The organism is Pseudomonas sp. F-14 TE3482 (assembly GCF_053629455.1).
On the sequence record NZ_JBRJII010000001.1, the window covers coordinates 742,336 to 756,216 of the forward strand.

Genomic DNA, 13,881 nt, shown 5'->3' on the forward strand with positions numbered 1-13,881 from the left:
TGCCATCACAGACCCAGAGCGCTACGTACTGCGGCTTTGATTGCAAAAAATTCATCTGTTGCAAGTTGTGAAATGAGATAAACACGCTTTCCCTGACGATCCCGACTTTTGATCCGGTCCAGTCTGGAGAGACTTACCGTCGCAACCATATCGCATTTTGCCCAGCAGATCGGACTGGCTCCGTGCAGATGACTCGCTAGCTTCAAATGATGGTCAAGTACACAGTCCGGGGCAGTGGTGCTCAAGGGCACGACTGTCACCAACAAACTATTGGTCCTGTGTTTGCGTATTACGACAACAGGTCTGACCTTGATCATCTCCGGGACTTCATAACCCCTGAAGTCGCAAATCAGTACGCTGCCTTCCTTGGGTTGATATCGAAGTGGCATCCATGGCACTCATCGAAAAAAAACGATTCTGCGCAAGAACCGGGCAAATACCAAGGCAGATCCGTAACCTGAAATGTCCCTCTTTCGGGCGCTCGCAGTTATGGTGTTAACGGTTCAACCTTACGCGTCAACAACTCCACAAACGCCTTGGCCATCGGCGACTTCTGATCCTTACGCTGCACCAGCCACACCGCCGACACCGCTTCCGGGTCAAGCAAAGGCCGATACACAACACCATCAATACGCATCCGCTGATACGACGCCGGCAACACCGACACTCCCAAACCTGCCGCCACCAACCCGATAATCGTCATCGCCTCGCCAGCCTCTTGCGCGAAGTGCGGGCTGAAACCGGCATCCCGCGCCAGGCTGAGCAGCTGTGCGTACAAACCACTGCCATAGCTGCGCGGGAAAAATACGAATGGTTCGAGGGCTAGCGCCGAGAGGAATAAACCTTCTTCGCTGCCATACACCAGCGGATGCTTGGAGCTGAGGACCGCCACCAGTGGCTCGCGCATCAATTCCACTACGCTGAGCGAGTCCGGCAGCCCAAGCGGCCGCATGATCCCGACTTCGATTGATTCGTCCACCAGTGCATCGGCCACTTGGGTGCTGCTCATCTCCCGCAGGTTCAAGTGCACTGCCGGGAAGCGCTGGCGAAACGAGAAAATCGCCTGGGGAATGGTCGAGTTGAACGGTGCCGACGAGGTGAAGCCGATCTTCAGTTCACCCAACTCACCGAGTTGTGCCCGCCGTGCAACATCGGCCGCTTTGTCGACCTGAGCCAGCACCAACCGCGCCTCTTCCAGAAACAATCGCCCCGCCTCACTGAGTTCGACCCGACGATTGGTCCGTTCAAATAGACGTGCTCCCACCTCCTGCTCCAGCGCCTGAATCTGCTGGCTCAGCGGTGGTTGCGAGATGCCCAGCACCTGGGCGGCGCGGCCGAAATGCAGTTCTTCGGCGACTGCAATGAAGTAGCGCAGGTGGCGCAATTCCATGAAAACTCCATTAGGTCGTTAAACCTATCAAACAGGTCGAACAATATATTGGATTGAATCATTAGCCAGCTATATGATTTTTTCATTGCCTGACCGGCTGCGCCCCTCCGAGGTCCGAAGTGAAAACTGCTGTCGCCCCACTCGCCCATGAAATTCCGCCCATGGCCCCGGACGATATCGTCGCTGAGCTGAGCGAGATCTATATAGAAAAAGGTACGCCGCTGTTCATGCGCACGGTGCTTGCGCTGTTCTCGGGCGGTTTCGCGACCTTTGCCCTGCTGTATTGCGTGCAGCCGATGATGCCGCTGCTGTCCCGCGAATTTTCCATCAACGCAGCCCAGAGCAGCCTGATCCTGTCGGTCGCCACCGGCATGCTCGCCATTGGCTTGCTGATCACCGGCCCCATCTCTGATCGCATCGGGCGTAAACCGGTGATGGTCGCCGCGTTGTTCGCCGCAGCGCTGTGCACCATGGCCAGCGCAATGATCCCGAGCTGGCAAGGCGTGCTGGTGATGCGGGCGCTGGTGGGCCTGTCGTTGAGCGGTCTGGCGGCGGTGGCGATGACTTACCTGAGCGAAGAAATCCATCCGCAGCACCTTGGCCTGGCCATGGGCTTGTACATCGGAGGCAACGCTATTGGCGGCATGTGTGGGCGGTTGATCGTCGGGGTATTGATCGACTTCGTCAGCTGGCACACGGCGATGCTGGTCATCGGTGGCCTGGCGCTGATTGCCGCAGCGGTGTTCTGGAAGATCCTTCCCGAGTCGCGCAACTTCCGCGCCCGCTCGCTGCATCCGCGCAGCCTGCTCGACGGCTTCACCATGCACTTTCGCGATGCCGGCCTACCACTGCTGTTCCTTGAGGCGTTCGTGCTGATGGGTGCGTTCGTTACGCTGTTCAACTACATCGGCTATCGCTTGCTGGCCGAGCCGTACCACATGGATCAGGCCTTCGTCGGGCTGCTCTCGGTGGTGTACCTGTCGGGCATCTACAGCTCGGCGAAAATCGGCGCCCTGGCCGACCAGCTCGGCCGGCGCAAAGTGCTCTGGGCAACCATCGTGCTGATGATCGCTGGCCTCGCCCTGACCATGCTCACGCCGTTGCCGGTGGTGATCATTGGCATGCTGATCTTCACCTTTGGCTTCTTCGGTGCGCATTCAGTGGCCAGTAGCTGGATTGGTCGTCGTGCGATCAAGGCTAGAGGACAGGCGTCATCGCTGTACCTGTTCAGCTATTACGCCGGGTCGAGTATCGCGGGTACAGCGGGCGGCGTGGCCTGGCACTTGGGTGGCTGGAACGGGATCGGGTTGTTTATTGGCGGGTTGTTGGTGATTGCGCTGTTGGTGGCATTGAAGCTGGCGAAGTTGCCGCCGTTGGGCGATGTGAAGGCTTGACACAAAACCTTGTGGGAGCGGGCTTGCTCGCGAAAGCGGTGGATCAGTCGACATCGATGTTGAATGTTCAACCGCTTTCGCGAGCAAGCCCGCTCCCACATTGACTGAGTACTACCTGATGTCTCAAACAAAAACGCCCGGCATAAGCCGGGCGTTTTTTATTGGGCGACGATCACTCGTGATACTGCGCCGACAGTTCATGCACCGCGCGCAGGAAGGCGCCAGCATGTTCTGGGTCAACTTCCGGGGTGATGCCATGACCGAGGTTGAACACGTGGCCGCTGCCCTTGCCGTAGCTGGCGAGAATGCGACCAACTTCGGCGCGGATGGCTTCTGGCTTGGCGTAGAGCACGGTCGGGTCCATGTTGCCTTGCAGGGCGACTTTGTTGCCGACGCGCTGGCGGGCTTCACCAATGTCGCAGGTCCAGTCCAGGCCCAGCGCATCCGCGCCAGCGTCAGCGATGCTTTCCAGCCACAGGCCACCGTTCTTGGTGAACAGGATGACCGGAACTTTGCGGCCTTCGTGCTCGCGGATCAGGCCGCTGACGATTTTACGCATGTAGGCCAGGGAGAATTCCTGGTAAGCCGCTGCGGAGAGGTTACCGCCCCAGGTGTCGAAGATCTGCACCGCTTGCGCGCCGGCCATGATCTGGCCGTTGAGGTACGAAGTGACCGACTGTGCGAGCTTGTCCAGCAGCAAATGCATGGCTTGCGGGTTGTCGTAGAGCATGGCTTTGGTCTTGCGGAAGTCTTTCGACGAGCCGCCTTCGACCATGTAGGTCGCCAACGTCCATGGGCTGCCGGAGAAGCCAATCAGCGGCACGCGGCCGTTCAGTTCACGACGGATGGTGCTGACCGCATCCATGACGTAGCCGAGGTCTTTGTGCGGATCAGGAATCGGCAGGGCTTCGATGTCGGCCAGGGTGCTGATGACTTTCTTGAAGCGCGGACCTTCACCGGTTTCGAAGTACAGGCCTTGGCCCATGGCGTCCGGGATGGTGAGGATGTCGGAGAACAGGATCGCCGCGTCCAGTTGCGGATAGCGGTCGAGCGGCTGCATCGTGACTTCGCAAGCGAACGCCGGGTTCATGCACAGGCTCATGAAGTCACCGGCCTTGGCACGGCTGGCGCGGTATTCAGGCAGGTAGCGACCGGCCTGACGCATCATCCACACAGGGGTGACGTCTACGGGTTGCTTGAGCAGGGCGCGAAGGAAACGGTCGTTCTTCAGGGCAGTCATGTCGGCATCCGGAAAAAAAGTGCGGGCATTTTCTCAGAGCCGGGCGCAAAAGGCACGGCAAGAGCCGCTCCTTTTGTCTATCGGGTCAATTTGTCGCGGTGGAACACCGTCTTCGCAACACCACAAAACACTGTGGGAGCTGGCTTGCCTGCGATGCGGACACCTCGGTCTTTCAGTTAGACCGAGGCGATGCTATCGCTGGCAAGCCAGCTCCCACAGGAATTGCATTCCAATGTTGGAATACGGTTAAACCCCCAGGTAATCCAGGATCCCTTCAGCCGCATTGCGGCCTTCGAAGATCGCCGTCACCACCAGGTCGGAACCGCGCACCATGTCGCCACCGGCGAAGATTTTCGGGTTGCTGGTCTGGTGCTTGTATTGGCCTTGTTCCGGTGCCACGACGCGGCCCTGGCTGTCGGTCTGGATGCTGAACTGCTCGAACCACGACGCCGGGCTTGGACGGAAACCGAAAGCGATGACCACGGCGTCGGCCGGGATGATCTCTTCGGAGCCCGGGATCGGCTCAGGGCTGCGACGGCCACGGGCGTCCGGTTCGCCGAGACGGGTCTCGACCACTTTCACGCCTTCGACGCGGTCTTCACCGACGATCGCGATCGGCTGGCGGTTGTAGAGGAATTTCACGCCTTCTTCCTTGGCGTTCTTCACCTCTTTGCGCGAGCCCGGCATGTTCGCTTCGTCACGACGATACGCACAGGTCACCGACTTGGCGCCCTGACGGATCGAAGTACGGTTGCAGTCCATCGCCGTGTCGCCACCGCCCAGCACCACGACCTTCTTGCCTTTCATGTCGACGAAATCTTCCGGCGACTTTTCAAAGCCCAGGTTGCGGTTGACGTTGGCGATCAGGAAATCCAGCGCGTCATACACGCCCGGTAGATCTTCACCGGCAAAACCGCCCTTCATGTAGGTGTAGGTACCCATGCCCATGAACACGGCATCGTATTCTTCGAGCAGTTGCTCGATGGTCACGTCCTTGCCGATTTCGGTGTTCAGGCGGAACTCGATGCCCATGCCGGTGAAGACTTCGCGGCGATTGCTCAGCACGGTCTTTTCCAGCTTGAACTCGGGGATGCCGAAGGTCAGCAGACCGCCGATTTCCGGGTTCTTGTCGAACACCACCGGGGTCACGCCGCCACGTACCAGCACGTCGGCACAACCCAGGCCGGCAGGGCCCGCGCCAATCACCGCAACACGCTTGCCGGTCGGTTTGACCTTGGACATGTCCGGGCGCCAGCCCATGGCGAACGCGGTATCGGTGATGTACTTCTCGACCGAGCCGATGGTCACCGCACCAAAACCGTCGTTGAGGGTGCAGGCACCCTCGCACAGACGATCCTGAGGACACACCCGGCCGCAGACTTCCGGCAGGGTGTTGGTCTGGTGCGACAGCTCGGCGGCCTGCAGGATGTTGCCCTCGGCCACCAGTTTCAGCCAGTTGGGAATGAAGTTGTGCACCGGGCACTTCCATTCGCAATACGGGTTACCGCAACCCAGGCAGCGGTGGGCCTGGTCGGCCGACTGCTGGGGCTTGAACGGTTCGTAGATTTCCACGAACTCTTTCTTGCGTTGACGCAACAGTTTCTTCTTCGGATCTTTGCGCCCGACATCGATGAACTGGAAGTCGTTATTCAGACGTTCAGCCATTGTTAAAACCTCATCAAACTCTTCAGGCGCATATCACTGCGGGTTGGCACGGGTGCTGGAAAGCAACGATTTCAGGTTGGCAGCCTTGGGCTTGACCAGCCAGAAACGACGCAGATAGTCATCGAGGTTTTCAGCGAGGTTACGACCCCACTCGCTGTCGGTTTCCTCGACGTATTCGTTCAGCACGCGCTGCAGGTGGCTGCGATAGGCTTCCATCGCCTCACCGCTGATCCGCTGGATTTCCACCAGTTCGTGGTTGACCCGGTCAACGAAGGTGTTGTCCTGGTCGAGCACGTAGGCGAAACCGCCGGTCATGCCGGAGCCGAAGTTGTAACCGGTCTTGCCCAACACGCAGACGAAACCACCGGTCATGTACTCGCAGCAGTGATCGCCAGTGCCTTCCACAACCGTGTGAGCACCGGAGTTACGCACCGCGAAACGCTCGCCCGCGGTACCGGCGGCGAACAGCTTGCCCCCGGTGGCGCCATACAGGCAGGTGTTGCCGATGATGGCGCTGTCCTGAGTCTTGTAGATACTGCCCTTCGGCGGAACGATGACCAGCTTGCCGCCGGTCATGCCTTTGCCGACGTAGTCGTTGGCATCGCCTTCCAGGTACATGTTCAGGCCGCCGGCGTTCCACACACCGAAGCTCTGACCCGCCGTGCCTTTGAAGCGGAAGGTGATCGGCGCGTTGGCCATGCCTTGGTTGCCATGCTTGCGAGCGATTTCACCGGAGATCCGCGCGCCGATGGAACGGTCGCAGTTGCAGATATCCAGGGCGAAATCGGCGCCGCTCATGTCGTTGATGGCCGAAGTGGCCAGATCGACCATCTTCTCGGCCAGCAGGCCTTTGTCGAACGGCGGGTTGCGGTCGACCTGGCAGAACTGAGGTTTGTCTGCCGGGATGTGATCGCTGCCCAGCAACGGGGTCAGGTCCAGGTGATTCTGCTTGGCGGTCTGGCCTTCGAGGATTTCCAGCAGATCGGTACGGCCGATCAGCTCTTCGAGGGAGCGCACGCCCAGCCTGGCCAGCCACTCACGGGTTTCTTCGGCGACGTAGGTGAAGAAATTCACCACCATGTCGACGGTACCAATGTAGTGATCCTTGCGCAGCTTCTCGTTTTGAGTCGCGACGCCGGTGGCGCAGTTGTTCAGGTGGCAAATACGCAGGTATTTGCAGCCCAGGGCGATCATTGGCGCGGTGCCGAAGCCGAAGCTCTCAGCGCCGAGGATCGCTGCTTTGATCACGTCGAGACCGGTTTTCAGGCCGCCGTCGGTCTGCACCCGGACCTTGCCGCGCAGGTCGTTGCCACGCAGGGTCTGGTGGGTTTCGGCCAGGCCGAGTTCCCACGGTGCGCCCGCGTATTTGATCGAGGTCAGTGGCGATGCACCGGTACCGCCGTCGTAGCCGGAGATGGTGATCAAGTCCGCGTAGGCCTTGGCCACACCGGCAGCGATGGTGCCGACGCCGGCTTCTGCCACCAGCTTCACCGAGACCAATGCCTTCGGGTTGACTTGTTTCAGGTCGAAAATCAGCTGCGACAAGTCTTCGATCGAATAGATGTCGTGGTGCGGCGGAGGCGAAATCAGGGTCACGCCCGGCACTGCATAGCGCAGCTTGGCGATCAGACCGTTGACCTTGCCGCCAGGCAGCTGACCACCTTCGCCGGGCTTGGCGCCCTGAGCGACCTTGATCTGCAGCACTTCAGCGTTGACCAGATATTCCGGGGTTACACCGAAACGGCCAGTGGCGACCTGCTTGATTTTCGAGCTCTTGATGGTGCCGTAGCGCGCCGGGTCTTCGCCGCCTTCGCCGGAGTTGGAACGCGCACCGAGGCGGTTCATGGCTTCGGCCAGGGCTTCGTGGGCTTCCGGCGACAATGCGCCCAAAGAGATGCCCGCGGAGTCAAAGCGCTTGAGCACCGACTCCAGCGGCTCGATCTCGCTGATGTCCAGCGGCGTGTCCAGGGTCTTGACCTTGAACAGGTCGCGGATCATTGACACCGGACGGTTGTCCACCAGCGCCGTGTATTCCTTGAACTTGCTGTAGTCGCCCTGCTGCACAGCGGCTTGCAGGGTGCTGACCACGTCCGGGTTGTAGGCGTGATATTCGCCACCGTGGACGAACTTCAGCAGGCCGCCTTGCTGGATCGGCTTGCGCGGGCTCCAGGCTTCGGCCGCCAGGGCTTTCTGCTCGGCTTCGATGTCGACGAAACGCGCGCCCTTGATGCGGCTTGGTACGCCACGGAAGCTCAGGTCGCAGACTTCTTCGGACAGGCCGATGGCTTCGAACAGTTGCGCACCGCGGTACGAGGCGATGGTGGAGATGCCCATCTTCGACAGGATCTTCAGCAGGCCTTTGGTGATGCCTTTACGGTAGTTCTTGAACACCTCATAGAGGTCGCCCAGCACTTCACCGGTGCGGATCAGATCGCCCAACACTTCGTAGGCCAGGAACGGATAGACCGCCGAGGCGCCGAAACCGATCAGTACCGCGAAGTGATGCGGGTCGCGAGCAGTGGCGGTTTCCACCAGGATGTTGGAGTCGCACCGCAGGCCTTTTTCGGTCAGGCGGTGGTGCACCGCGCCGGTGGCGAGCGAAGCGTGGATCGGCAACTTGCCCGGGGCGATGTGACGGTCACTCAGCACGATCTGGGTGCGACCGGCGCGAACGGCTTCTTCAGCCTGATCGGCAACATTGCGCACTGCGGCTTCAAGGCCAACGCTCTCGTCGTAGTTGAGGTCGATGATCTGGCGTTCGAAGCCCGGACGATCGAGGTTCATCAGCGAGCGCCACTTGGCCGGGGAAATGACCGGCGAGCTGAGGATCACGCGCGAGGCGTGTTCCGGCGACTCCTGGAAAATGTTGCGCTCGGCACCGAGGCAGATTTCCAGCGACATGACGATGGCCTCACGCAGCGGGTCGATCGGCGGGTTGGTCACCTGCGCGAACTGCTGACGGAAATAGTCGTACGGCGTACGCACACGCTGGGACAGCACGGCCATCGGCGTGTCATCGCCCATCGAGCCAACGGCTTCGTAGCCTTGCTCGCCGAGCGGACGCAGCACCTGGTCGCGCTCTTCGAACGTGACCTGATACATCTTCATGTACTGCTTGAGCTGATCGACGTCGTAGAACGCCGAACCATGGTCGTTGTCTTCCATGGTCGCCTGGATGCGCAGGGCATTCTTGCGCAGCCATTGCTTGTACGGATGACGGGACTTCAAACGGTTGTCGATGGCATCGGTGTCGAGGATCTGACCGGTTTCGGTGTCCACGGCAAAGATCTGGCCAGGGCCAACGCGGCCCTTGGCGATCACGTCTTCAGGCTGGTAGTTCCAGACACCGATTTCCGAGGCCAGTGTAATGAAGCCGTTCTTGGTGGTGACCCAACGCGCAGGACGCAGACCGTTACGGTCGAGCAGGCACACCGCGTAACGACCATCAGTCATTACCACGCCGGCCGGGCCGTCCCACGGTTCCATGTGCATCGAGTTGTATTCGTAGAACGCACGCAGATCCGGGTCCATGGTTTCGACGTTCTGCCACGCAGGCGGAATGATCATCCGCACGCCACGGAACAGGTCGATGCCACCGGTGACCATCAACTCGAGCATGTTGTCCATGCTGGAGGAGTCGGAACCTACGCGGTTCACCAGCGGGCCGAGTTCTTCCAGATCCATCAGATCGTTGGTGAACTTGGTGCGACGGGCCTGAGCCCAGTTGCGGTTGCCGGTGATGGTGTTGATCTCGCCATTGTGGGCGAGGAAGCGGAACGGCTGAGCCAGCGGCCATTTCGGCAAGGTGTTGGTGGAGAAGCGCTGGTGGAACACGCAGATTGCGGTTTGCAGGCGCTGGTCGCTCAGGTCTGGATAGAAGGCGGTCAGATCCGCCGGCATCATCAGGCCTTTATAAATGATGGTCTTGTGGGAAAAGCTGCAGATGTAGTGATCGACGTCGGCGGCGTTGGCCACGGACGAACGACGACGGGCGCTGAACAGCTTGATCGCCATGTCCTGATCGCTCAGGCCTTCACCGCCGATATAGACCTGCTCGATTTGCGGCAGGCGCTCAAGGGCCAGGCGGCCGAGGACGCTGGTGTCGATCGGCACTTTGCGCCAGCCGACCAGTTGCAGGCCTTCGGCCAGGATCTCGCGGTTCATGTTCTCGCGAGCGGTTTCGGCTTTCACCGGGTCCTGGTTGAAGAAGACCATGCCCACCGCATATTGCTTGGGCAGTTCGACACCGAAGGTTTCCTGGGCGATGGCTCGCAGGAATACATCCGGTTTTTGAATCAGCAGACCGCAACCGTCACCGGTCTTGCCGTCGGCGTTGATCCCACCGCGGTGGGTCATGCAGGTCAGGGCCTCAATGGCCGTTTGCAAAAGGGTATGACTGGGCTCGCCCTGCATATGGGCTATCAGGCCGAAACCGCAGTTATCCTTGAATTCATCTGGTTGGTACAGACCTGCTTTCATAGACACTTTCTCACCAGGCTGCCTCTTATCGAGGCAAATTTCTTTTCAATTCAGCCAGTTACCATCCACGCCGAACGTACGCCAGCTTTGCGGGGGCAAAAGGGAGGTCATTGTACACACCGACACAGAGGCTCACAAATTTGACGACGAAATGTCGCAAATCTATGTCGCATTTGTGAAAGGTTTAAAGCGATATGCTGTGCTAGTCAAAACTTTTTTAATTTTGACCGCAACGACTCAAAGACCACTGTGACGCAGACACCACAAGGCACGCGGTCTGTAGAGACGGCATGCGCTTGCAGAAATTTTGAGGTGCTTGGAGAGGCGGCCTGGGTAAGGCCGCCGAATCTTCAGCGAGTTGTTGCCAGTTCCTGTTGGACGCTGGCGACAGTGCGAGGCCAAGGTTTACCAGCCTGAACCTTCGCTGGCAAGGCTTTGATGGCGGTAACGGCTGCATCGCGGTTGGCGAAGCTACCGTAGGTGATGACGTAAAGCGGCTTGCCGTTGAGGACTTTCTTGAAATAACGGTACTCGCCGCCCTGCTCTTTGACGAAGCTTTGCGCGGCCGATTCGGAGCTGGTGCCGAGGATTTGCACCACGTAGTTACCCGGCGCCTGGCCTGCGTACCAGCTGCCACCGGCGGCTTTAGCCACGGCGACTGGCTTCTCGGCAGGTTTGGCGGCGGCGACCGGCTTGGCGGGCGCTGGAGCCGGTTTGGCAACAGGTGCAGGCGCTGGCTTGGCGGTCGCGACCTGAGTCGGCGCTGGAACCGGTTTGGCCGCAGGCGTTGGCGCCGGCTGGATGCCGGCAGGCGGCGCAGTCGTGGTCACGGTTGGCGGTGTAGCGCTGGAACCTTCGACCGGCACGCCGTCGTCGCCTTCGGTGATACCACCGGCCGCTTCGGCCAACGGGCCACGCATTACCGGCTGCGAGTTGCCGACCAACGGCAATGGCATCGGTTGTGAATTACCGGCGAACTCTACGGCGGGAGCGCCACTGCTGTCAGTTTGTGGCGCGCCCTGGCCCAATGGCAGTTGTGCCTGTTCATTGGCAGGCGCGCCGGTGGTCGGTGCTTTGCTGCGACCCGGCATCAACCAGGCGGCGGCTACCGCGACCACGACTACGGCGGAAATCGCCAATACGTGTTTCTTCGGCATGTTGAACCCCATACTTGGACGCTTCACCGCTGAGCGGCTGGCAATCATGGCTTCGATCATTGCATCGCGGGCGACCTGATTGATGTTGCCAGGCCAACCGTCGGAGCTTTCGTGAATATCAGAGATCTGATCCGCGGTGAAAAGTTCGATACCCCGGCCAGCGCCTTCAAGACGCTGATCCAGATATTCGCGGGTTTCTTCTTCGGTGTAAGGCTGCAATTCGATGACGTGGAAACGCTCTTCCTCAAGGCTCAGCGCATCAAGCTGAGCAATCAGCGAGGACTCGCCGAACAGGAACACGTGGGGGCGACCTTCCGGTGCGCCCGCTGCCAAGGCCAGCAAGGCTTCCAGCGCGGATTCGTCGAGTTGCTCGGCATCATCCACCAGCAAATAGACTTCCTGCCCCGTGAGGGCAAGCTGTACCACCTGGGCCAGGATCGCGCCGATTTCAGCCTGCTCGACATTCAGCGCCTGAGCCACCTGACGCAGCACACCAGCCGCATCGCCGGCGCCACGGGCGGAAACCACCACGCTCTGCACTGACTGTTTGTTGGTGCTGGCCACCAGGGCCTGACGCAACAGGGTTTTGCCGCTGCCTTGAGGGCCAGTGACCACCAGCAACAACTGGCTGTAACGGGCCAGATGATGCAGTTGCCCCAGCACCGGTTTGCGCTGGGCCGGGAAAAATTTGAAGCCAGGCACCCGTGGAGCGAAAGGGTCATGACTTAACTGGTAATGGCCGAGGAAAGCCTCGTCGGCATGCAAACTAGTCATCGGGATCTTATTAACCTTTAAGCTGAGCCAGGGCGCGGTAATCCGCTCCCAGCGTGGCCTGTAAAACCTCTTTCGGATAATCGTCGGTCACCACTGCTTCGCCCATGTGGCGCAGCAGCACCAGGCGCAAACGACCGTCGATCACTTTCTTGTCAATTGCCATGTGTTCGAGAAAATCGGCTTCGCTCATCTCTTGCGGCGGGATGACCGGCAGGCCGGCCCGCTGGAACAGGCGAATACCGCGATCACGTTCCTGTTCGCTGATCCAGCCCAGGCGCGCGGACATTTCCAAAGCCATTACGGTGCCAGCAGCGACTGCTTCACCATGAAGCCAGACACCATAGCCCATATGGGTTTCGATCGCGTGGCCAAAGGTGTGGCCCAGGTTCAACGTGGCACGAACGCCCGTCTCTTTCTCGTCAGCACCCACCACTGCAGCCTTGGCCGCGCAGGAGCGTTCGATGGCATAAGTCAGTGCGGTCTGGTCCAGCGCTCGCAGGCGATCGACGTTTTCTTCGAGCCAGGTCAGGAATGGCTCGTCGCAGATCAGCCCGTATTTGATGACTTCCGCCAACCCGGCGGACAGTTCGCGGGGCGGCAGGGTATTGAGGGTGGCGGTATCGATCAGCACCACGTTGGGCTGATAGAAGGCGCCGACCATGTTCTTGCCCAGCGGGTGATTGATCCCGGTCTTGCCGCCTACCGAGGAGTCGACTTGCGACAACAACGTGGTCGGTATCTGGATGAAATCGACGCCTCGCTGGTAGCAGGCGGCCGCAAAACCGGCCATGTCACCGATTACACCGCCACCGAGGGCGATCACCGTGGTACGGCGATCGTGCCGTGCAGTCAGCAGGCCGTCGAAAATCAGTTGCAGGGTTTCCCAGGTCTTGAAGGCTTCGCCGTCGGGCAGCACCACGGAAATCACCGAGAACTGCGCGAGGCTGCGGGTCAGACGCTCCAGGTAGAGCGGCGCGACGGTCTCGTTGGAGATGATCGCTACTTGCCGCCCGCGGATATGCGGGGCCAGCAGCTCAGGCTGATCCAACAAACCTTCGCCAATATGAATCGGGTAGCTGCGCTCGCCTAGATCGACCTTGAGTGTCTGCATGTGTCCCCACAGTGAAGATGGAATCAGGCGTCCTGCCTTGAGTTTACGAATTCCATGGCGTCTGCTGGTGTGACGCCATTCGGTAGCCAGCCGCCACAACCTCGAGCGGCTGCGACAGGACGCCGAGGATAGCGCATTTCGCGCCGCGCATTAACGGGGCGGTAGCTGCTGCAAGCGTTCGAGGATATCGAGCACCACCATCCGCGGTGGCCGCTCATCGGTTTCAACCACCAGGTCGGCGATTTCCCGATACAGCGGATCACGGATCGCCAGCAAGTCGCGCAGGGTTTTCGCCGGGTCGGCGGTGCGCAGCAGTGGCCGATTGCGGTCGCGAGCCGTCCGGCCGACCTGCTGCTCGACCGACGCATGCAGATAGACCACTCGACCACCGGCGTGCAGCGCCCGGCGATTGGCTTCGCGCATCACTGCGCCGCCGCCGGTCGCCAATACCACACCGTCGCACGCGCACAGCTCGGCGATCATCGCCTGCTCGCGGTCGCGAAAGCCCGGCTCGCCTTCCTTATCGAAAATCCACGGGATATTGGCGCCCGTGCGCAATTCAATTTCCTTATCGGAATCTTTGAACGGCAGGCGCAGCTCTTTGGCCAGCAACCGGCCGATGGTGCTTTTACCAGCCCCCATCGGTCCAACAAGAATCAAATTTCGCACAG

Annotated in this window: 9 protein-coding genes; 1 reads left to right on the plus strand and 8 read right to left on the minus strand. The window is 60.1% G+C overall.

The features are described 5' to 3' along the window. Window positions 1-5: 5 nt before the first annotated feature. Both AB7M26_RS03200 and AB7M26_RS03205 read right to left on the minus strand, forming a co-directional pair. Entirely contained in the window at window positions 6-389 is a 384-nt protein-coding gene (locus AB7M26_RS03200; protein WP_123499926.1) for a type II toxin-antitoxin system PemK/MazF family toxin, read from the minus strand. A gap of 98 nt (window positions 390-487) precedes the next feature. Further along, entirely contained in the window at window positions 488-1,390 is a 903-nt protein-coding gene (locus AB7M26_RS03205) for a LysR family transcriptional regulator (RefSeq protein ID WP_123499928.1), read from the minus strand. A gap of 161 nt (window positions 1,391-1,551) precedes the next feature. On the opposite strand from AB7M26_RS03205, the gene AB7M26_RS03210 reads away from it, so the two are divergent. Then, window positions 1,552-2,784, plus strand: coding sequence for an MFS transporter (locus AB7M26_RS03210; protein ID WP_429387892.1), 1,233 nt, complete (start codon window positions 1,552-1,554; stop codon window positions 2,782-2,784). Between the two features lie 172 nt (window positions 2,785-2,956). Here AB7M26_RS03210 and hemE read toward each other — a convergent pair whose 3' ends face one another. The 6 genes from hemE to aroK all read right to left on the minus strand — a co-directional run bounded on the left by hemE (window position 2,957) and on the right by aroK (window position 13,879). Beyond that, a complete protein-coding gene (gene hemE, locus AB7M26_RS03215; protein ID WP_008067641.1) occupies window positions 2,957-4,024 on the minus strand; it encodes a uroporphyrinogen decarboxylase in 1,068 nt (355 codons plus the stop codon). A gap of 246 nt (window positions 4,025-4,270) precedes the next feature. After that, the gene (locus tag AB7M26_RS03220; protein ID WP_048396075.1) at window positions 4,271-5,689 is read right to left on the minus strand and encodes an FAD-dependent oxidoreductase; all 1,419 of its coding nucleotides are present in this window, start codon (window positions 5,687-5,689) and stop codon (window positions 4,271-4,273) included. A gap of 33 nt (window positions 5,690-5,722) precedes the next feature. Beyond that, window positions 5,723-10,168, minus strand: coding sequence for a glutamate synthase large subunit (gene gltB / locus AB7M26_RS03225; protein ID WP_429387896.1), 4,446 nt, complete (start codon window positions 10,166-10,168; stop codon window positions 5,723-5,725). Between the two features lie 350 nt (window positions 10,169-10,518). Then, a complete protein-coding gene (locus AB7M26_RS03230) occupies window positions 10,519-12,099 on the minus strand; it encodes an SPOR domain-containing protein (RefSeq protein ID WP_123499934.1) in 1,581 nt (526 codons plus the stop codon). Between the two features lie 10 nt (window positions 12,100-12,109). After that, window positions 12,110-13,210, minus strand: a complete 1,101-nt coding sequence (aroB, locus tag AB7M26_RS03235) for a 3-dehydroquinate synthase (RefSeq protein ID WP_123499936.1) — start codon at window positions 13,208-13,210, stop codon at window positions 12,110-12,112. A 150-nt stretch (window positions 13,211-13,360) separates the two neighbouring features. Continuing rightward, complete coding sequence (gene aroK / locus AB7M26_RS03240; RefSeq protein WP_032830073.1) at window positions 13,361-13,879, minus strand: shikimate kinase AroK; 519 nt, start codon at window positions 13,877-13,879, stop codon at window positions 13,361-13,363. Window positions 13,880-13,881 lie beyond the last annotated feature (2 nt).

Bases quoted from the DNA above. Each gene is read 5' to 3' on its own strand.
- hemE (WP_008067641.1), bottom strand. From the start codon at position 4,024: ATGACTGCCCTGAAGAACGACCGTTTCCTTCGCGCCCTGCTCAAGCAA.
- AB7M26_RS03230 (WP_123499934.1), bottom strand. From the start codon at position 12,099: ATGACTAGTTTGCATGCCGACGAGGCTTTCCTCGGCCATTACCAGTTA.
- AB7M26_RS03205 (WP_123499928.1), bottom strand. From the start codon at position 1,390: ATGGAATTGCGCCACCTGCGCTACTTCATTGCAGTCGCCGAAGAACTG.
- AB7M26_RS03200 (WP_123499926.1), bottom strand. From the start codon at position 389: ATGCCACTTCGATATCAACCCAAGGAAGGCAGCGTACTGATTTGCGAC.
- aroB (WP_123499936.1), bottom strand. From the start codon at position 13,210: ATGCAGACACTCAAGGTCGATCTAGGCGAGCGCAGCTACCCGATTCAT.
- AB7M26_RS03220 (WP_048396075.1), bottom strand. From the start codon at position 5,689: ATGGCTGAACGTCTGAATAACGACTTCCAGTTCATCGATGTCGGGCGC.
- AB7M26_RS03210 (WP_429387892.1), top strand. From the start codon at position 1,552: ATGGCCCCGGACGATATCGTCGCTGAGCTGAGCGAGATCTATATAGAA.
- gltB (WP_429387896.1), bottom strand. From the start codon at position 10,168: ATGAAAGCAGGTCTGTACCAACCAGATGAATTCAAGGATAACTGCGGT.